Origin of the sequence: Herbaspirillum sp. C7C8 (assembly GCF_022627875.1) — a bacterium.
Lineage (GTDB): Bacteria > Pseudomonadota > Gammaproteobacteria > Burkholderiales > Burkholderiaceae_D > Herbaspirillum.
Genome location: NZ_JABXGG010000003.1, coordinates 157,907 through 176,951, shown reverse-complemented (window position 1 = coordinate 176,951; position 19,045 = coordinate 157,907). Strand labels below are relative to the sequence as shown.

The following is a 19,045-nucleotide window of genomic DNA, read 5'->3' as shown; positions in this document are numbered from 1 at the left end:
CCGACGTCCCCGGCGGAGGCGGCCGCCAGCGGTTCCTGGAAATCGGAGAGTGATAAATGGCAGTCAAGAAGATCCTCGTCATCGGTGGTTCCGGCTTCATCGGCACCCGCTTGATCGAACTGCTGGGCAGCACCACCGGCTATCGCGTCATGGTACCCACGCGCCGCTACGAGCGCGCCAAGCATCTGCTGGTCTCGCCCGTGGTCAGCGTGGTCCAGGCCGATATCCATGACGATGCCGTGCTGGCGCGCCTGGTGGCCGAGGCCGATGTGGTCATCAATCTGGTCGGCATCCTGCAGTCGCGCCCGGCCCGGGGCGGTGCGTCCTACGGTCCGGATTTCGAGCGCCAGCACGTGGTGCTGCCACGCCGTATCGTCGCCGCTTGCGCGCAGCAGGGCGTGGCGCGCTACCTGCACATGAGCGCACTGTGCGCCGATGCCCAAGCGCCGTCGATGTATCTGCGTTCCAAGGCGGCCGGCGAGCAGGAAGCCCTGGCCTCGCCCGCGCTGGACGTGGCGATCTTCCGTCCCTCGGTAGTGTTTGGCGAGGGCGACAATTTCATCAACATGTTCGCCGGGTTGAACCGCATGTTCCCGGTGATCCCGCTGGGCAGTCCCGATGCGCGCTTCCAGCCGGTCTACGTGGGCGATGTGGCACAGGCTTTCGTCAACGCGCTGGCCTTGCCGCGCCTGGGCGGCAAGGTGTTCGAACTGGGCGGTCCCAAGCAATACACGCTGCGCGAACTGGTACGCCTGTCGGGCTGGTACAGCGGTCATCCGCGCCCGGTGATCGGCTTGCCCGATGCGGCCGGCTGGCTGCAGGCCTTCGCGCTGGAACACCTGCCGGGCAAGCTGATGAGCCGCGACAATGTGGCCTCGATGAAGGTGGACAACGTCCTGCACGGACCTGTTGCCCCAGAACTGCGGCTCACGCCACGCGCGCTGGAAGATGTCGTCCCCGGCTATCTCCTGCCGCGCAGCCCGCAACAGCAATTCGACTTCTTCCGTAGCACCGCGCGGCGCTGAATGGTTCAGTCGCTGCGACTTTGATCTTCGAGAAACGAGCCCTCATGCAAGATACAGAACTGGATCCTGTCCTGTCCGAAACGCTGCAAAAAGCCGGACGCCACATGCCCACGTTGGTGATCGCCAACAAGAATTATTCGTCCTGGTCGATGCGCCCCTGGGTTGCTGCCGTGGCCTTCGACATCCCCTTCAAGGAAGTGCGCGTGCTGCTGGACCAGCCCGAGACCGCCAACGAAATCGCCCGCTACACCGGCTCGGGCCGCGTGCCGGTGCTGCTCGATGGCGACATCGCGATCTGGGATTCGCTCTCGATCTGCGAATACCTGGCCGAGCAATTCCCCGACCGCCACCTGTGGCCGGCGCGCACCGACGCGCGCGCCATCGCGCGCAGCATCTGTGCGGAGATGCACTCCGGTTTCACCGGCCTGCGTACTGCCATGAGCATGGATATTCGTGGCCGCCATCCGGGCAAGGGACGTACCGCCGAGGCGCAGGCCGATATCGCGCGGGTATGCGAGATCTGGGAAGAGTGCCTCTCGCAATTCGGTCATCATCAATTCCTCTTCGGCGACTTCTCCATTGCCGACGCCTTCTATGCGCCGGTGGTGATGCGCTTCGTCAGCTACCAGGTGCCGCTGGCACCGGCCCTGCAAGCCTATGCCGACCGCGTGCGCGAGCACCCGGCGGTGGCGCGCTGGATCGCCGAGGCGCTGGCCGAGAAGGAAATCCTTCCGGACCACCAGTGAGGCGCAGCCGATGAAGACCTACACCGTCGGCGGCGCAGTGCGCGACGGCTTGCTGGGCCTGCCGGTGAAGGACCGCGACCACGTGGTCGTCGGTGCTACGCCGGAGCAGTTGCTGGCACTGGGTTTCCGCCCGGTGGGCAAGGACTTCCCGGTGTTCCTCCATCCCGAGACCCACGAGGAATATGCCATGGCCCGCACCGAGCGCAAGACCGCGCCCGGTTACAAGGGCTTCGATTTTCACGCCGCGCCCGATGTGACGCTGGAAGACGATCTGGCGCGCCGTGACCTCACCATCAATGCGATGGCGCAGGATGAGGATGGTACCCTGGTCGATCCGTATCACGGTCGTGCCGACCTTGAGGCGCGCGTATTTCGCCATGTCTCTGACGCCTTCGTCGAAGACCCGGTCCGCATCCTGCGTGTGGCGCGCTTTGCGGCGCGCTTCGCCGATTTCACGGTGGCCCCGGAAACCAATGCGCTCATGCAGCGCATGGTGCAAGAGGGCGAGGTGGATGCCCTGGTGCCTGAACGCGTCTGGCAGGAACTGTCGCGCGGATTGATGGAGCACAAGCCTTCGCGCATGTTCGAGGTCTTGCGCGCCTGCGGTGCCTTGCAGCGCATCCTGCCCGAACTGGATGCCTTGTGGGGTGTGCCGCAACCGGAGAAGTGGCATCCCGAAATCGACACCGGCGTCCATGTGATGCTGGTGGTTGATTGGGCTGCCGCGCAGGATTTTTCATTGCCGATCCGTTTTGCCGCGCTGTTGCACGACCTCGGCAAAGGCACCACGCCGCCCGAGATCTGGCCGCGCCATCATGGTCATGAAGCGCGCAGCGAGCGGCTTGTCGAGCAGGTCTGTGCGCGCCTGAAAGTCCCCGGCGAGTGCCGCGATCTGGCACTCATGACCGCATGCGAACATGGCAATGTGGGACGCTGCTTCGAGATGCGTCCCGATACCCTGGTCAAGTTCTTCGCACGCTGTGACGCCTTCCGCAAACCGCAGCGCTTCCTCGACATGCTGCGCGCCTCGGAATGCGATCATCGTGGCCGCACCGGACTGGAGTTGCAGCCCTTCCCGCAGGCGGCCTATCTGGAAGGCGCGTTGCAGGCCGCCAGCGCCATCGATGCCGGTGCCATCGCGCAGCAGCAGACCCAGCCGCAGCGCATTGCCGATGCCATCCTGGCGGCGCGTACGGCGCAGGTGGCGACTTACGTCGAGCAGCATCGTCCGGCACAGCCTTGAGGGAGACTGCACCATGAGCCATCCCCTGTCCCGGTTTCTGCAGCGCCTGCGTGGCCGGCATGGGGCGCCACCGCAAGCGCATGAGGAGAAGCCGGACAAGCCCAATGTCTTCGTCAAGGAACTCTCGCCGCGCGCGCGTCGCCACTTGCTGCGCCACTTCCTCGCGCTGGAAGAGAAGGACCGCCTGCTGCGTTTCGGTTCCAAGCTCTCCGACGAGATGGTCACGCGCTACGTGGAAGGCATCAACTTCGAACGCGATACCGTCTTCGGTGTGTATGATCGCCGCCTGCGTCTTCTGGGTGTGGGCCACCTGGCCTTTGCGCCCAAGGAGAGTACGCGCATCAGCGGTGCCACCATCAAGCCGGTGGTGGCCGAGTTCGGGGTGTCGGTAACGGCGGCCGCGCGCGGGCTCGGTGTTGGCACGCGCCTGTTCATGCGGGCGTCGATGCACTGTCGCAATGCCGACGTCGATACGCTGTACATGCACTGTCTCTCGTCGAACAAGGTGATGATGCACATCGCCAAGAAGGCCGGCATGGAGATCCACCGCGACTACGGCGAGGCCGATGCCTATCTCAAGATCAAGCCCGCCAATTCGGCCACCGTGTTTCAGGAAGCGCTGGAAGAGCAGGTCGCCATGCTGGACTACATCGTCAAGGCCAACTTCAAGGCCCTGTTGAAATGGGGAGCGCGCGTGACCGGCATCGGCGCGAAGAAGAAGGACGACGGCGCGCCACCGCCCTCTGCCTGACGCGCTTCTTGCGCAAGCGCACATGACCATCCCCTGCAGGGAGCGCATAATATGCGCCTCACTTTGATAACGGGTATGCCATGAGCACCAATCCCAACACCGATGATTTCTTCGCCACTGTCGCCACCAAGTCCGATAGCGGCGCCTTGCGCGGCGACTACAGCCAGGCCGACGCCAACTACGTCGTGGCCCAGAACTGGGACAGCTACACGCCGGCCCAGCATGCGCTGTGGCGTCGTCTCTATGAACGCCAGGCCCGGCTCATTCCCGGCCGCGCCTGCGATGTCTTCATCGACAGCCTCAAGGCCCTCGATGTCTCGCAAGGCATCCCGCGCTTTGATCGCACTACCGAAGCGCTCTACAAGGCCACTGGCTGGCAACTGGTGGCTGTGCCCGGTCTGGTGCCGGATCACACCTTCTTCGAGCACCTGGCCAATCGCCGCTTCCCGGTCACGGTGTGGCTGCGTGAAGAGCACGAGTTCGATTACATCGTCGAGCCCGACCTGTTTCATGATTTCTTCGGTCACGTGCCGCTGCTGTTCAATCCCGTCTTCGCCAATCACCTGCAGGAATACGGCAAGGGCGGCCTGAAGGCCCTCAAGCTCGACGGCCTGGCCTACCTGGCGCGCCTGTACTGGTACACCATCGAGTTCGGTCTGATCCAGAGCAAGGAGGGTTTGCGCATCTATGGCGCCGGCATCCTGTCCTCGGGCGGCGAGGTCGAGTATTGCCTCTCCAGCGACCAGCCGCGCCGCGTGCCGTTTGAAGTGGAGCGCATCATGCGCACGCTCTACAAGATCGATACCTATCAGGAGACCTATTTCGTCATCAAGGATTTCGAGCAGCTTTTCAACGATACCGCGCCGGACTTCACGCCGCTCTATGAAAGGCTCAAGCAGCAGGAAGCTTTGCCGGCCAATACGCTGTTGCCGGGCGAGACCAGCTTCGCCCCCAACCGCTGACGACGACAGTGCAGCACACCTCCAGCACAGCCGGGCCATGCGCCCGGCTTTTTCGTGGCCGGAACAATCACACATAAAAAAAGCGGATCCGACAGGGGAGGCCGGATCCGCGAGCTAGTGGTGCTTTCAACACTAGAGGGGAGGAACCTTGCACAGTAACGGATACCAATCAATCGCTGTTCAAGTGAGGTCTATTAAACGCCAGCCACCGGGCCGTTCCAATGGCTTTTACGGGCTGTTACATTCGCGTCTTGCTTGTAACACTTGGGCCGCTTGCCGCCCTTTTTTTTCAGCCGGAAATATTGTTGTTTTCAGCTTTCCGGCATTTTCTTCTCTGCATCCTGCCAAACGCCGCAGGACTTGCGGAAAGTGTTTCCTGCATGCCAAAACGGCCCGGAAACCCTGCTGCGGCGCGCGTAGCGGGCCGGTCACCCTTGTGCTAACTTGACACTACAACTTGAAGACACCCGATCCACAAGACCGAGGTGTTCCCGATTCCCGACAGACCGGCGTAGTCCTGCGGCGACACTGCATGGCGCGTCACTGACGGGGGCATGTGCAAGGCAAAAACAAGATTTTTGGCACGGAGACCACATGAACGCACCCCTACCCGCCGGGCAACGCCTGCTGCTGGACGATGTATCCCTGGATGACAAATATGCGCTGGAGCGCGGCCGCGTCTTCATGACCGGCATCCAGGCGCTGATCCGCCTGCCGATGCTGCAGCGGCAATACGATGAACGCGCCGGACTGAATACCGCCGGCTTCATCACCGGCTATCGCGGTTCCCCCTTGGGTTCGGTGGACCAGACCGCCGAGAAGGCGCGCAAATACCTGCAAGCCAGGCAGATCAGGTTCCATCCCGGCATGAACGAAGACCTGGCCGCCACCAGCGTGTGGGGCACGCAGCAGGTCAATCTCTTCAAGGGTGCGCAATACGATGGCGTGTTCTCGCTGTGGTATGGCAAGGGCCCGGGGGTGGATCGCTGCGGTGACGTCTTCAAGCACGCCAACATGGCCGGCACGTCAAAGCATGGTGGTGTGTTGGTGATTGCCGGCGATGACCACGCCGCCAAGTCCTCCACCGCTGCACATCAGAGCGAGCATATCCTCAAGGCTTGCGGCATTCCGGTGCTCTATCCGTCCTCGGTGCAGGAGTATCTCGACTACGGCCTGCATGGCTGGGCCATGAGCCGCTACACCGGTTTGTGGGTGGCGATGAAATGCGTGACCGACCTGGTCGAATCGGGCATGTCGGTGATGATCGATCCGGAGCGCGTGAAGATCCAGTTACCGGACTTCGAACTTCCGCCCGATGGCCTCAATATCCGCGTGCCCGACACCGTGCTGGGCCAGGAAGCGCGGATGATCAACTACAAGTGGTATGCCGCGCTGGCCTATGCGCGCGTGAACAAGTTGAATCGCATCATCTGGGACAGCCCGCGTGCGCGCATCGGCATCATCACCGCCGGCAAGTCCTATCTCGATACGCGACAGGCGCTGGAAGATCTGGGCATTGATGAACAGGTCGCGGCCGACATCGGTATTCGCCTCTACAAGGTCGGCATGACCTGGCCGCTGGAAGCCGAAGGTGTGCGTGAATTCGCGCAGGGTCTGGATGAGATTTTGGTGGTCGAGGAGAAGCGTCAGATTCTTGAATACCAGTTAAAGGAAGAACTCTACAACTGGCGCGACGATGTCCGTCCGCGTGTGGTCGGCAAATTCGATGACACCGGCGAGTGGAGCGGTTCGCAGCGCGAAGGCCATGGCAACTGGCTGCTGCCGGCCACTTATGAACTCAATCCGGCGCAGATCGCACGCGCGATTGCCACGCGCATCTCGCGCTATTTCGCCGGCCATCCGGTGGAGCAGCGCGTACGCACCCGCGTGGCCTATCTCGAAGCCAAGGAAGCCGCCCTCAATATCAGCAGCAAGCCCGATCCCGACAAGGACCGCATACCGCATTTCTGCTCGGGCTGTCCGCACAATACCTCCACCAAACTGCCCGAGGGCAGCCGTGGCCTGGCCGGTATCGGCTGCCACTACATGGTCACCTGGATGGACCGCGAGACCCAGCTTTTCACCCACATGGGTGGCGAGGGCGTGACCTGGGTCGGGCAGGCGCCGTTCACGACGGAGAAACACGTCTTCGCCAACCTGGGGGATGGCACCTATTTCCATTCCGGTCTGCTGGCGGTGCGCGCCTCGGTTGCGGCCAAGGTCAACATTACCTACAAGATCCTCTATAACGATGCCGTGGCCATGACCGGTGGCCAGGAGTTCGATGGTCCGCTCGATCCGGCCATGATCTCGCGCCAGCTGGCGGCCGAAAACGTTCGGCCCATCATCGTGGTCACCGACGAGCCCGACAAGTATCCGGCCGGCACCCAATGGGCCGAGGGCGTGACCATCCGTCACCGTAGCGAACTCGATGCGGTACAGCGCGAACTGCGCGAGCAGCCGGGTGTGTCGGCCATGATCTATGACCAGACCTGCGCATCGGAAAAGCGCCGTCGTCGCAAACGCAATGCCTATCCCGACCCGGCCAGGCGTGCCGTCATCAATGAGGCAGTGTGCGAAGGTTGCGGCGATTGCAGCGTGCAGTCCAACTGCCTCTCAGTGGAGCCGCTGGAAACCGAGTTCGGCCGCAAGCGCCAGATCAATCAGTCGTCCTGCAACAAGGACTATTCCTGCGTAAACGGTTTCTGCCCCAGCTTCGTGACGGTGGAAGGCGGCCAGTTGAAGAAGCCCGCGCGCGCCAAGGCACAATCCGGTCCGGCCTTGCCGACGCTGCCCGAGCCGGTGCTGCCGGGTCTGGCCCAGCCTTACGGCATCGTGGTCACCGGCGTGGGCGGCACGGGCGTGATCACCATCGGCCAGATCATCGCCATGGCCGCCCATGTCGAAGGGCGTGCCTGTTCCGTGCTGGACATGAGCGGACTGGCCCAGAAGGGCGGGCCGGTGATGTCGCACGTTCGCGTGGCCGAAGACCCGGACCACATCCAGTCCACCCGCGTGGGCACCGGCATGGCCGATCTGGTGATTGGCTGCGACGTCATCGTCACCGCCGGGCGCGATGCGCTCTCTCGGATGGGCGAGGGACGTACCCATGCAGCGGTCAATTCGACGCAGATGCCGACTGCTGCCTTCGTGCGCAATCCGGACTGGCAATTCCCCACCGCCTCCAGCGAAGGCGAGATCGCCAGAGCCTGTGGTCGTGACAATCTGTCCCTGATCGATGCGGGCCGCATCGCCACGGCGCTCATGGGCGATGCCATCGCGACCAACATGTTCATGCTCGGCTATGCCTGGCAAAAGGGCTGGGTGCCCTTGTCCGAAGCGGCGCTGTTGCGCGCCATCGAGCTCAATGCGCTGCAGGTGGAGTTCAACCAGCAGGCCTTCGCCTGGGGCCGCGTGGCCGCGCACGATGTTGACTTCGTACTGGCCGCTGCGGGCCGCAACGGCATGACGGCGCAGGTGATCGAATTCAAGCGCACGCCGAGTCTGGAGGAACTGGTGGAACGTCGCGTGGCCTTCCTGACCGATTACCAGAATGCCGCCTATGCGCGCAGCTATCGCGATGCCGTGGAAGAAGTGCGTGCACGCGAGAGCGCGCTGGGTGAGGCCGGACGCGGCCTCAAACTGAGCCGCGCAGTAGCGACCGGTCTCTTCAAGCTCATGGCCTACAAGGATGAGTACGAAGTTGCGCGCCTCTACACCGAGCCCGCCTTCCGCGCCAAGATCGCCGGCATGTTCGAGGGCGATTACAAGCTGCGCTTCCATCTTGCACCGCCGCTGCTGGCCAGGCGCGATGACAAGGGGCATCTGCGCAAGCAGGCTTTCGGCAGCTGGATGATGCCGGCCTTTGGCGTACTGGCGAAATTACGCTTCTTGCGCGGCACGGCCTTCGATCCCTTCGGCTACACCGACGAACGCAAGCAGGAGCGGGCCCTGATCACCGACTATCGCGCCACGCTCTCACGCCTGCTGGCGCGGCTCACGCCCGAGAACCTGGAGCAGGTGATTGCCGTGGCCCGGATTCCGGAAGACATTCGCGGCTACGGTCACGTCAAGGAACGCCATCTGAAAGCGGCCCTGCAGAAACAGGCCGCCTTGCTGGCACAGCTGGAAGAGGGATCGTCTGAGCAGCCGCATTCGCCGCCAGGAGGCGGCAAGCGGGCCGCCTGAGAAAGTTGTGGTGAGGTCAGGAACGGTCAGCGGATCAGGCCAGGCGGCCACCGCTGACCCGTTCGATACCGGCCAGATCCCGCCAGCTCTGCACTTCGGCGAAGCCGGTGCCGCAGAGCAGTCCGCGCACTGCGGCAGCCTGATCATAGCCATGCTCCATCAGCAGCCAGCCACCGGGCAGCAGATGCGCCGGCGCGCCATCGATGATGCTGCGCAGATCGCTCAAGCCATCGCCGTGGTCGGTCAGCGCATCAACCGGTTCAAAACGCAGGTCACCGCGCGAGAGATGAACATCGCCTGCGACAATATACGGCGGGTTGGAGGCAATCACCGCAAAGCGCTGATCGCGGGGCAGCGCGGCGTACCAGTCGCTTTCCAGCAACGTCACGCGGACTTGGTTGGCCGTGGCGTTCTCGCGCGCGATGGCCAGGGCGGCAGCACTCGCGTCCAGTGCCGTCACCACCGCATCGGGCCGCGTATGGGCGATGGCGATGGCAATCGCGCCCGAACCGGTGCCCATGTCCAGCAGCGCGCCATCCTGCGGCAATCTTTCCATCGCCAGTTCCACCAGCAGCTCGGTATCGGGGCGGGGAATCAGCACATCTGGCGTGACGCGCAAATCCAGTCCATAGAATTCACGTTGGCCGACGATGTAGGCAATCGGCTCGCCGCGCAGGCGGCGGGTGTAGAGGGCCGTGAGCAGCACCGACTCGTCGGCGGTGAGACGGCGCTCGGATTGGGTGATCAGCTGCACACGCGTGATGCGCAGCGCGTGGCACAGCAGGATGCGGTTCTCCAGCGGATCCAGCGGCGCCGTCTTCAGTACGGTGGCCAGGGTGCAGCCGGCATAGCTGGAGAGCGGCTCCATCACTTCCAGATCGTGGTGCGCGGTGCGCGCTTGAACAGTTGCACGGCCAGCACCAGCGCCAGCACGCCGAACCAGATCAGCGACCAGGTCGGAATCTGCAAGCCCCACACCGGTGGCCAGGGCGCCGAGCAGAAGCCGTCGGCGGTGAACATCTGCGGCCACAGCTTGACGGTGGGCAACTGGTTGAGTGCCGTTTCCAGCGGATCGGTGGTGCAGGAGACTCCCGGATGCGCCTTCACGTACAGATGCCAGATCGCCGTGCCGGCGCCGCCCAGTGCGGCCAGCAGGCCCAGACCGGCGCTGCCGCGGCGGGCCGCTTCCGGCATCAGGGCACCGAGCAGGGCGAAGGCGCCCACCAGCATGAACATGTAGCGCTGGATCACGCACAGCGGGCAGGGCTGCATTTCTTCGACGATCTGCAGGTACATGGCAACGCCCAGCAGGGCGGCGCAGACCAGCGCTACCAGCAGGAAAACCGCTTTGGATGATTTCATGGTTGAGGATTCAGTGATTCATTAATGGGGATACGGCATCGGGACCTTCGGAGCGCAAAGCCAGGCGGAAACCTGACCGGCTTTTTCGCCATGACGCGATTGTAGAGAAGTCCTTGCCTGCGTGCATGCTGCCCGCGCAGGCAATTTTGAGCGCAGGCCCTAGTCGTCGCCGAGTTGCGCCAGCAGTTCGGCCTGATGCTCGGTGATGAGGGCGTTGGTCAGCTCATCCAGATCGCCATCCATGATGAAATCGAGCTTGTAGAGCGTCAGGTTGATGCGGTGGTCGGTCATGCGCCCCTGCGGGAAGTTGTAGGTGCGGATGCGCTCGCTGCGGTCGCCCGAGCCGATGAGCGACTTGCGGGTGGCGGCCTCCTTGGATTGCTGCTCGCGCAATTGCACATCCTTGATCCGGGCGGCCAGCACCTTCATGGCCTGCGCCTTGTTCTTGTGCTGGCTGCGGTCGTCCTGGCATTCCACCACGATGCCGGTAGGCAAGTGGGTGATGCGTACGGCCGAATCGGTCTTGTTGATGTGTTGCCCGCCGGCACCGGAGGCACGATAGGTATCGATGCGCAGGTCGGCCGGATTGATGTCCACATCTTCGACTTCGTCGGCCTCGGGCATGACCGCCACCGTGCAGGCGGAGGTGTGGATGCGACCCTGGGTCTCGGTGGCCGGCACGCGCTGCACGCGGTGGCCGCCGGATTCGAACTTCAGGCGCGAATAGGCCCCAAAGCCCGCGATGCGGGCAATCACTTCCTTGTAACCGCCCAGTTCCGATTCGGAGGCCGAGACGATTTCCACCTGCCAGCGCTGGCGTTCGGCATAGCGGGTGTACATGCGCAGCAGGTCGCCGGCAAACAGGGCCGATTCGTCACCTCCCGTTCCGGCGCGGATTTCCAGGAAGATGTTTCGTTCATCATTGGGATCCTTGGGCAGCAGCATCTTCTGCAGATCCAGCTCCAGCGCCTCCATGCGCGCCCTGGCGGCGTCGATTTCTTCCTGCGCGAAAGCCTTCATATCGGGGGCCGACAGCAGTTCGCCAGCGGTGCGAATATCTTCACTGGCCTGCACATAGTCGTGGTACAGCGCCACCAGCGGGCCCAGTTCGGCGTGTTCGCGGGTCATCTTGCGGAAGTTGTCCATGCTGGCGGTGGCATCTTCCTGCGCCAGCAGGCTGTTGAGCTCTTCCAGCCGTTCGGCGAGCTGGTCGAGTTTGGCGAGCATTGAGGGTTTCATGAGGTCGGGAAGTCAGTATCGGTCAGCAACGAGGGGGACGACGGCAGCCGTCGGCGACGGCGCGAGGGTGCCAGCCGCAGACAGCGGCCGGCCGGGCGGAAGGCGCTAACGCTTGGCGCGGAACAGTTGCGGCAGCAGCGAGACCAGCTGGCTGCGCTGCTCGCCCTGGGCGTGATGCAGGGCCTGTTGCGGGCCGTGCAGGAACTTGGCGGTCAGGCCCTTGGAGAGGGCGTCGAGCACCGCTTCCACATCCTCGCCCTTGGCCAGCATGCGGCGTGCGCGCTCCAGTTCGGCCAGGCGCAGCGCCTCGCCGGTTTCGTGCAGGTCCTGGATTAGCGGCACCATGGCGCGGCTGTCGATCCAGTGCATGAAGGATTGCACCCGGGTTTCGATGATGGCTTCGGCCTGGGCCACCGCCGCCTGGCGGTTTTCCACGCCGCTCTGGACCACCGAGGCCAGATCGTCCACGGTGTAGAGGAAGACGTCATCCAGGCGCCCGACCTCGGCCTCGATATCGCGCGGCACGGCCAGGTCGACCATGAAGATGGGCTTGTGGCGGCGTGCCTTGACGGCCCGTTCCACCAGCCCCAGGCCGATGATGGGTAACTGCGAGGCGGTACAGGAGACCACGATGTCGAAGCTGGCCAGTTGTGCCGGCAGGTCGGCCAGGCGGATGGCGCGACCGCTGAACCGATGGGCCAGGGTTTCACCGCGCTCCATGGTGCGGTTGGCCACCGTCAGGGTCTTGGGATTCTGGGCCGCGAAGTGCGTGGCGCACAGCTCGATCATCTCGCCTGCGCCGATGAAGAGCACGTTCTGGCCGGAGATCGAATCGAAGATGCGTTGCGACAGGCGCACCGCCGCTGCCGCCATGGAGACGCTATGTGCGCCGATCTCGGTGGTACTGCGCACTTCCTTGGCTACCGCGAAGGTACGCTGGAACAGCTGATGCAGGTAAGTGCCCAGACCACCGGCGGCGTCGGCCTGGCGCACCGCATCTTTCATCTGGCCCAGGATCTGCGGTTCGCCCAGCACCATCGAATCCAGCCCGGAGGCGACGCGGAAGGCATGGCGCACGGCATTGTCCTGCGGCAGCGAGTAGAGATACGGACGCAGGTCGGCGTAGGCAATCTGGTGGTACTCGGCCAGGAACTGCGCGGTACGGTCGATGGCGAATTCCACACCATCCGGGCCGGCAGCCGCTGCGGCATAGAGCTCGGTACGGTTGCAGGTGGAAAGGATGGCCGCCTCGCCCGAGGCCACGATCTTGTCATGCCCGCCAAACCATGCGCGTGCGGACGCCACCGCCTGACCGATCTGGTCAGCAGGGAAAGCCACTTTTTCGCGCAGCGAGACCGGCGCGGTAGTGTGGTTGAGTCCGACGGCGAGCAAATTCATGAAAGAATCGACTAGTAAGGCAGCAGTGCCGATGAGCTGGGAAAATACACTTCTATGGCTGCGAAACTGAATGAAAAACGTAGGATGTCATGCAATTCGTACAAAATCAGACAGATTCGGCCCCGGTTTTGGGAATAATTATACTCTTTGCCCAATGAGGGGTTGGGGCGTGTCCTGATAATCGGTATATGTCCCTGACATGGATCAGGCTTGGCACAGATGGCTGTGCACGGCGGCAACAGCTTGGGCCGAGCTTTTGCTGCCGGGGCCTATGCCGACGGGTGCGGTTCTTCCATCCCTTCCAGGCGTTCCAGCTGGTAGCCGTAGCCGTAGACGGTAGCCAGCTGGTAGCCGTTGCCGGGATGCAGCTTGAGTTTGGTGCGGATGCGCGAGACGTGGGTATCGATGGTGCGGGTCGGCGTATCCGGCTCGGCGCCCCAGATGCGTTCGCGCAGGAAGGCGCGCGACAGCGGGCGGCCCAGGTGCTGCATGAACAGCAGTGCCAGTTCGACTTCCTTGCGGGTGAGCGTGGCGTCCAGGCCGGGGCGCTCGGGATGGGTGATGCGCAGGCGCGCCAGGTCGACCATGAAGCCACCGGCTTCGACCACGCTGGGCGGGGCTTCATAGGGTTGCGCAGCCAGCAACAGCAGATCCAGCCGCAGGGCCAGTTCCTGGCGCTCCACCGGCTTGACCAGGAAGTCGTCGGCTCCGGCCATGCGCAGATTGCGCAGCCAGTGCTGGTGGGCCGGCGTACACAGCAGCAACACCACCGGCCGTGCCTTGGACGCCGCCGGAGGGCGGTGCTGCTGGACCAGCATGGTCACCGCATGTTGATGGCGCTGCAGGTCGTCCAGGTCCAGCACGACCAGATTGGCGCGCTCGGCACAGGCGGCTGCGAAGCCCTCCACGCCGCTGTAGACCTGGCAGTCATGGCGATCGGCCAGTTGCGTGACCAGGGTCACGGTATCGGCGTCTCTGGAAAGAATTCCGATTTTCATCGCATCAGTTCGGAGCAGCAGTCAAAGGCAGTCAACGCGCAGCGCCCCGGATGGGTGGACCGCATTGGCAAAAAGGGCAGCCGCGGCTGCCCTTTTCCAGCATGGATGGCGCACCTGCCTGCTCAGGCAGCCGGTACGTCGCTGTCGGGCAGCACCACGTTCACGTCCAGCACTTCCAGGTTGCCCTGGCGGTCCAGCGAGATCTTGATGTCGTCGGCGTCGACCTTGGTGTACTTGGAAATCACCTCGATGAGTTCCTTGTGCAGCGCCGGCAGGAAGTCCGGACCCTGGCGACCGTTGGAACGTTCGCGGGCGATGATGATCTGCAGCCGCTCCTTCGCCGCCACCGCACTTTTGGGCTTGCTGGGGAACAGGAAAGAAAGCAGGGACATGTCACTTACCTCCGAAGATGCGCTGCAGGAGGCCCGGCTTTTCATAGTTGGTGAAACGCAGCTCGACGGTCTCGCCGAGGAAGCGCGACACCACGTCCTGATAGGCCTGGGCTACGTCGCTATCCTTCATGTGGATGGCCGGGGAGCCCTGGTTGGAAGCCTGCAGCACGGTTTCCGATTCGGGGATGATACCGATCAAGGGGATGCGCAGGATTTCCTGCACGTCGGTATAGGACAGCATCTCGCCGTCTTCCACGCGCTTGGGCGCGTAGCGGGTGATGAGCAGGTGCTCCTTGACCGGCTCGCCGCCCGAGGAGGCGCGGCGCGACTTGGCCTGGATGATGCCGAGGATGCGGTCCGAGTCGCGCACCGAAGACACTTCCGGGTTGGAGACCACGATGGCTTCGTCGGCGAAGGTCAGCGCCATCACCGCACCGTGCTCGATCCCGGCGGGGGAGTCGCAGATGATGTAGTCGAAGTCCATCTTGGCCAGGTCGGTCAGCACGCGCTCCACGCCTTCTTCGGTCAGGGCGTCCTTGTCGCGGGTCTGCGAGGCCGGCAGGATGAACAGGTTGTCGCAGTGCTTGTCCTTGATCAGGGCCTGGTTCAGCGTGGCTTCCTTGTTGATCACGTTGATCAGGTCGTAGACCACCCGGCGTTCGCAGCCCATGATCAGGTCCAGGTTGCGCAGACCGACGTCGAAGTCGATCACGGCCGTCTTGTGGCCGCGCATGGCCAGGCCCGATGCGAAACTGGCGCTGGACGTCGTTTTGCCGACGCCGCCCTTACCCGAAGTCACAACGATGATTTTTGCCACGAAAAACTCCTTAAGAAGAACAGTACGCCGGCGGTTCCGGCTGGATTCGTTTATATGATTTACACCGTCGCCTTACGCGGCCGACATCGGCAGCACGTCGATCCGTTCGCCCTGCAGGCGCACCTGCACCTGCTTGCCGGCCAGCTCCGGTGCATGACCGTTCTCGAAGGTTCGATAGACCCCCGCAATGGAAACCAGTTCCGCTTCCAGTGAAGCGGCGAAGATGCGCGCAGCCGTATTGCCCGACGCACCGGCCAGCGCCCGCCCGCGCAGCGGCGCGTAGACGTGGATGCAGCCATCGGCGATGAGCTCGGCGCCATTGTTGACCACGGCCAGCACCACCAGGTCGGCCCCGCGCGCGTAGATGCGCTGGCCGGCGCGTACCGGGGTATCGATGACGATGGTGTTGGCCACCGCAGCGGGCTGAGCGGGCGCAGCCGGCGCGGCAGCGGTCACCGGTGCGGGCGGCGCGGCTTCCTGCGCGGCCGCTTCATGGGCACGGGCGTTGGCTGCACCGGCACCGGCCACGGCCGAGTTGTCGATGGCCAGGCCATGGGCAACGATGCCGCCGTGCAACTCTTCCGGCGCGTTGCGCACGGCCACCGTATTCAAGCGGAAGCGCTTGAACAGCGCCACCACGGCAGTCCAGTCAATGGCCGCCGCGGCGGTCGCCTCCAGGGTGCCGATATCGAGCACCGCGAATTCGTCTTCGAAGAAATCGGCGACGCCGCCAGTCATCTCCTTCAGGGCTTTTTCCAGCGAAGTCGGATCGGTTTCATGCAGAATTGCTGAAATAGCAACTACAGTGGAAATTTTGATTTCGATCGGTTTGCGCGCTTTTTGCATAAATCCAGTAGTTCAATGCAGCGGAAAGTGAAGAAAAATACAGACCTCCCAGCCGGGATGGCTGTGCATTATACAGGCTGGATGCGGCTGCGATAGCGGTGGAGCGGGGGTTTTCGGCAGGCAAGGATGGGGCGCAGTGGGTGTCGACGATTTGCCAAATATTTGTGGCAAAAAGCCAGTGCCCCGGAACACGCAACGCCAGTCTTGTAAGTTGTATCGCTACAAGATACATTGATCGCCATGATCAAGAGTTTCCGACACAAAGGGCTGCAACGTTTCTTTGAGACGGGCAGCAAGGCAGGCATTCAGGCCGCCCATCCGGGCGGGCTGCGGTTGCAGCTGGCTGCGCTGGAACAGGCCATCCGGCCGGAAGATCTCTCAGCGCCTGCATGGGCGCTGCATCCACTCAAAGGTGCTCTGAAGGGGCAATGGGCGATCACCGTCAATGGCAATTGGCGGTTGATTTTCGCTTTCGAGGGGAAGGACGCAGTGCTGGTGGATTACTGCGACTATCACTAGGGCCTGTTCACATTCAATCTGTGAGATGCGTTGCCCCCAGAAGGCGTGGTGGCAAGGCGCGCGTCAGGGCTGGTGGTGGTGCCACCAGCCCTGACGTGCAACGCGGCCAGCGCGCCTTCTGGGGGCAACCCTCCGGGAGAGGCCGCCAAGCGTCGCCTGCCGTTGTTGCAGCTCCTTGCCGTGGCACCACCACGGCGCGTCGCTGCGCCTAGGCAGACAACGCTTGGCGACCTCTCGCACTCACAGATTGAATGTGAACAGGCCCTAATGCAAATCAACGGAGGTCAGTCATGACGCGCATGTCGGCATGACAATGCAAAACCGCCGGCACCTCACGATGCCAGCGGTCTTCACCAAACGCGATCCGGGCGCCGGACGGCAGCGCCCGGCATGGGCCATCGATCAGCCCGGTACCTTGCCGTCCACACCTTCGACGTAGAACTTGATGCCATGCAGGAAGCCGTCATCCGCCACGGCATCCTTGCCCAGGACTTCCTTGCCGGTATTGTCCTTGATCGGACCCTTCCAGATCGGCGCGCTGCCGTCGATGATGGCCTTCTTGCGCTCTTCGACCAGCGTCTTCACGTCGGCCGGCAGGTCAGGATTGAAGGCAGCCAGGTCGATGCCGTTGTCCTTCAGGCCGATCCAACTGGTGCTGCTCTTCCAGGTGCCATCCAGCACGGCCTGCACGCGGGCGGTGTAGTACACGCCCCAGTTGATCATCGAGGCGGCCAGGTGGGCCTTGGGGCCGAAGCTGGTCATGTCGCTGTCCCAGCCGAAAGCATACACACCCTTTTCCTGCGCGGTCTGCACCACGGCGGCCGAGTCGGTGTTCTGCATGAGCACGTCCACGCCCTGACCGATCAGGGTGGTGGCCGCTTCACGTTCCTTGCCCGGGTCGAACCACTTGTTGACCCACACCACGGCAGTGGTCGCCTTCGGATTGACCGAACGTGCCCCCAGGGTGAAGGAGTCGATGTTGCGGATCACTTCCGGAATCGGCACCGAGGCCACCACGCCCAGCTTGCCGGACTTGCTCATCTTGCCCGCGACCACGCCGGCCAGGTACGCGCCTTCATAGGTGCGCACGTCGTATTGCGCCAGGTTGTCGGCGGTCTTGAAGCCGGTGGCGTGTTCGAACTTCACGTCCGGGAATTCCTTGGCGACCTTGAGCATGGCTTCCATGTAGCCGAAGGTGGTGCCGAAGATCAGCTTGTTGCCATCGGTGGCCAGCTGGCGGAAGACGCGCTCGGCGTCGGCGGCGGATTCAGGAATGTTTTCCACGAAGGTGGTCTTGACCTTGTCGCCGAACTTCTCTTCGACCGCCTTGCGACCCTTGTCATGCGCGAAGGTCCAGCCGGCGTCACCGACCGGGCCGATGTAGACGAAGGCGACCTTCAGCGGATCAGCCGCCGGAGCAGCTGCAGCCGGCGCAGCAGCGGGCGCGGCGGCAGCGGGTTCTTCCTTCTTGCCGCAACCGATCAGGGTTGCCGCCGCCAGGGTGGCGAGCATCGTCAAGGATGCCCTGCGCGAAATCTTCATTGTGTTCTCCCTCAAGGTCAGTGGATAAATGCAGGTGCTGCTACAAAAACGACTAAACGAAATAAACGATATAAATGATATAAAAAATTCAGGAAGCGCCCGGGCGGAACGGTTTGCCCAGCGAGGCCGGCATGTTCAGGCGGATCCAGTCAGGGTTGCGCGAGATCAGCGCCAGCACCACGATGGTGGCCAGGTAAGGTGCCATCGACAGGATCTGCGAGGGCACCGTCACCCCCATGCCCTGCAGGTAGAACTGGGCGATGGTGACGCCACCGAACAGCAGCGACCCCAGCAAGACCCGTGCCGGACGCCAGGTGGCGAAGGCGGTCAGGGCCAGCGCGATCCAGCCGCGGCCGGCCACCAGGCCCTCGACCCACATCGGGGTATAGACCAGCGACATGTAGGCGCCGGCCAGGCCGCAGCAGGCGCCGCCGAACAGCAGCGCCAGATAGCGGATGCCGCGCACCGAATAACCCAGTGCGTGCGCCGATTCAGGCGACTCGCCCACCGCGCGCAAGACCAGCCCGGCGCGCGTGCGATAAAGGAACCAGATGCTGGCCAGGCACAGTGCGAAGGCGACATAGCTCATCCAGTGCTGATGGAACAGCGCCTGTCCCAGGAAGGGAATATCGCCCAGCAGCGGAATCGAATTCGGTTGCGCCGGCAGTGCCAGGCCAACGAAGCGCTGGCCCACGAACGCCGACAGGCCAGCCCCGAAGATCGACAGCGCCAGGCCGGTGGCCACCTGGTTGGTGGCCAGGCGCAGCGCCAGCCAGGCAAAGAGCGTGGCCATGAGCATGCCGCACACCGCCCCGGCAGCAAATCCCAGCAGCGGGCTCTTGGTGGCATAGCCGACCGCAAAGCCGGCGATGGCCGACACCAGCATCATGCCCTCGGCGCCCAGGTTGAGCACGCCGGAGCGTTCATTGATCAACAGCCCGATGGCCGCCAGCAGCAAAGGGGTGCCGGCATTGATGGAGGCTGCGATGAGAGGAGCGAGTTGTTCCATGTCCTGTC

General features: G+C 63.4%; 17 protein-coding genes. 7 read left to right on the top strand and 10 right to left on the bottom strand.

Features of this window, described 5'->3' with window-relative positions:
- Nucleotides 1–56 precede the first annotated feature (56 nt).
- The 6 genes from HWE01_RS05370 (at nt 57) to HWE01_RS05345 (ending at nt 8,915) form a co-directional block, all read left to right on the top strand.
- A complete protein-coding gene (locus HWE01_RS05370) occupies nt 57–1,025 on the top strand; it encodes a complex I NDUFA9 subunit family protein (RefSeq protein ID WP_241821249.1) in 969 nt (322 codons plus the stop codon).
- 44 nt (nt 1,026–1,069) lie between these two features.
- A complete protein-coding gene (locus HWE01_RS05365) occupies nt 1,070–1,771 on the top strand; it encodes a glutathione S-transferase family protein (RefSeq protein ID WP_008332809.1) in 702 nt (233 codons plus the stop codon).
- Nucleotides 1,772–1,781: 10 nt separating this feature from the next.
- On the top strand, nt 1,782–3,014 hold the full coding sequence (locus tag HWE01_RS05360) for a multifunctional CCA addition/repair protein (protein ID WP_241821248.1): 1,233 nt from the start codon (nt 1,782–1,784) through the stop codon (nt 3,012–3,014).
- A 13-nt stretch (nt 3,015–3,027) separates the two neighbouring features.
- Nucleotides 3,028–3,765 carry a GNAT family N-acetyltransferase gene (locus HWE01_RS05355; protein ID WP_241821247.1) on the top strand — a complete coding sequence of 246 codons (738 nt, stop codon included), beginning with the start codon at nt 3,028–3,030 and terminating at the stop codon, nt 3,763–3,765.
- 80 nt (nt 3,766–3,845) lie between these two features.
- The gene (gene phhA / locus HWE01_RS05350) at nt 3,846–4,727 is read left to right on the top strand and encodes a phenylalanine 4-monooxygenase (protein ID WP_008332802.1); all 882 of its coding nucleotides are present in this window, start codon (nt 3,846–3,848) and stop codon (nt 4,725–4,727) included.
- Between the two features lie 594 nt (nt 4,728–5,321).
- On the top strand, nt 5,322–8,915 hold the full coding sequence (locus HWE01_RS05345) for an indolepyruvate ferredoxin oxidoreductase family protein (RefSeq protein WP_008332799.1): 3,594 nt from the start codon (nt 5,322–5,324) through the stop codon (nt 8,913–8,915).
- Nucleotides 8,916–8,949: 34 nt separating this feature from the next.
- Here HWE01_RS05345 and prmC read toward each other — a convergent pair whose 3' ends face one another.
- The 8 genes from prmC to minC form a co-directional block, all read right to left on the bottom strand.
- The gene (prmC, locus tag HWE01_RS05340; protein WP_241821246.1) at nt 8,950–9,783 is read right to left on the bottom strand and encodes a peptide chain release factor N(5)-glutamine methyltransferase; all 834 of its coding nucleotides are present in this window, start codon (nt 9,781–9,783) and stop codon (nt 8,950–8,952) included.
- A complete protein-coding gene (locus HWE01_RS05335; RefSeq protein ID WP_008332789.1) occupies nt 9,783–10,277 on the bottom strand; it encodes a disulfide bond formation protein B in 495 nt (164 codons plus the stop codon). Before HWE01_RS05335 ends, prmC begins: the two co-directional genes overlap by 1 nt.
- Nucleotides 10,278–10,436: 159 nt before the next feature.
- Entirely contained in the window at nt 10,437–11,516 is a 1,080-nt protein-coding gene (gene prfA / locus HWE01_RS05330) for a peptide chain release factor 1 (protein ID WP_241821245.1), read from the bottom strand.
- Nucleotides 11,517–11,621: 105 nt separating this feature from the next.
- A complete protein-coding gene (gene hemA / locus HWE01_RS05325; protein ID WP_008332785.1) occupies nt 11,622–12,914 on the bottom strand; it encodes a glutamyl-tRNA reductase in 1,293 nt (430 codons plus the stop codon).
- 269 nt (nt 12,915–13,183) lie between these two features.
- Nucleotides 13,184–13,912, bottom strand: coding sequence for a response regulator transcription factor (locus HWE01_RS05320; RefSeq protein ID WP_008332783.1), 729 nt, complete (start codon nt 13,910–13,912; stop codon nt 13,184–13,186).
- Between the two features lie 122 nt (nt 13,913–14,034).
- Nucleotides 14,035–14,304: a cell division topological specificity factor MinE gene (gene minE / locus HWE01_RS05315; RefSeq protein WP_008332780.1), complete on the bottom strand. Its 270-nt coding sequence runs from the start codon at nt 14,302–14,304 to the stop codon at nt 14,035–14,037.
- 1 nt (nt 14,305) lies between these two features.
- Entirely contained in the window at nt 14,306–15,121 is an 816-nt protein-coding gene (gene minD / locus HWE01_RS05310; protein ID WP_008332778.1) for a septum site-determining protein MinD, read from the bottom strand.
- A gap of 72 nt (nt 15,122–15,193) precedes the next feature.
- On the bottom strand, nt 15,194–15,967 hold the full coding sequence (gene minC, locus HWE01_RS05305; RefSeq protein ID WP_241821244.1) for a septum site-determining protein MinC: 774 nt from the start codon (nt 15,965–15,967) through the stop codon (nt 15,194–15,196).
- Nucleotides 15,968–16,207: 240 nt separating this feature from the next.
- On the opposite strand from minC, the gene HWE01_RS05300 reads away from it, so the two are divergent.
- Nucleotides 16,208–16,486 carry a type II toxin-antitoxin system RelE/ParE family toxin gene (locus HWE01_RS05300; RefSeq protein ID WP_241821352.1) on the top strand — a complete coding sequence of 93 codons (279 nt, stop codon included), beginning with the start codon at nt 16,208–16,210 and terminating at the stop codon, nt 16,484–16,486.
- 402 nt (nt 16,487–16,888) lie between these two features.
- On the opposite strand, the gene HWE01_RS05295 is transcribed toward HWE01_RS05300, so the two are convergent.
- Entirely contained in the window at nt 16,889–18,028 is a 1,140-nt protein-coding gene (locus tag HWE01_RS05295; protein WP_008332774.1) for a BMP family ABC transporter substrate-binding protein, read from the bottom strand.
- An 88-nt stretch (nt 18,029–18,116) separates the two neighbouring features.
- Nucleotides 18,117–19,037, bottom strand: a complete 921-nt coding sequence (locus tag HWE01_RS05290; RefSeq protein ID WP_008332772.1) for an ABC transporter permease — start codon at nt 19,035–19,037, stop codon at nt 18,117–18,119.
- Nucleotides 19,038–19,045: the final 8 nt, after the last annotated feature.

Bases quoted from the DNA above. Each gene is read 5' to 3' on its own strand.
- HWE01_RS05370 (WP_241821249.1), top strand. From the start codon at position 57: ATGGCAGTCAAGAAGATCCTCGTCATCGGTGGTTCCGGCTTCATCGGC.
- HWE01_RS05365 (WP_008332809.1), top strand. From the start codon at position 1,070: ATGCAAGATACAGAACTGGATCCTGTCCTGTCCGAAACGCTGCAAAAA.
- HWE01_RS05360 (WP_241821248.1), top strand. From the start codon at position 1,782: ATGAAGACCTACACCGTCGGCGGCGCAGTGCGCGACGGCTTGCTGGGC.
- HWE01_RS05355 (WP_241821247.1), top strand. From the start codon at position 3,028: ATGAGCCATCCCCTGTCCCGGTTTCTGCAGCGCCTGCGTGGCCGGCAT.
- phhA (WP_008332802.1), top strand. From the start codon at position 3,846: ATGAGCACCAATCCCAACACCGATGATTTCTTCGCCACTGTCGCCACC.
- HWE01_RS05345 (WP_008332799.1), top strand. From the start codon at position 5,322: ATGAACGCACCCCTACCCGCCGGGCAACGCCTGCTGCTGGACGATGTA.
- prmC (WP_241821246.1), bottom strand. From the start codon at position 9,783: ATGGAGCCGCTCTCCAGCTATGCCGGCTGCACCCTGGCCACCGTACTG.
- HWE01_RS05335 (WP_008332789.1), bottom strand. From the start codon at position 10,277: ATGAAATCATCCAAAGCGGTTTTCCTGCTGGTAGCGCTGGTCTGCGCC.
- prfA (WP_241821245.1), bottom strand. From the start codon at position 11,516: ATGAAACCCTCAATGCTCGCCAAACTCGACCAGCTCGCCGAACGGCTG.
- hemA (WP_008332785.1), bottom strand. From the start codon at position 12,914: ATGAATTTGCTCGCCGTCGGACTCAACCACACTACCGCGCCGGTCTCG.
- HWE01_RS05320 (WP_008332783.1), bottom strand. From the start codon at position 13,912: ATGAAAATCGGAATTCTTTCCAGAGACGCCGATACCGTGACCCTGGTC.
- minE (WP_008332780.1), bottom strand. From the start codon at position 14,304: ATGTCCCTGCTTTCTTTCCTGTTCCCCAGCAAGCCCAAAAGTGCGGTG.
- minC (WP_241821244.1), bottom strand. From the start codon at position 15,967: ATGCAAAAAGCGCGCAAACCGATCGAAATCAAAATTTCCACTGTAGTT.
- HWE01_RS05300 (WP_241821352.1), top strand. From the start codon at position 16,208: ATGATCAAGAGTTTCCGACACAAAGGGCTGCAACGTTTCTTTGAGACG.
- HWE01_RS05295 (WP_008332774.1), bottom strand. From the start codon at position 18,028: ATGAAGATTTCGCGCAGGGCATCCTTGACGATGCTCGCCACCCTGGCG.
- HWE01_RS05290 (WP_008332772.1), bottom strand. From the start codon at position 19,037: ATGGAACAACTCGCTCCTCTCATCGCAGCCTCCATCAATGCCGGCACC.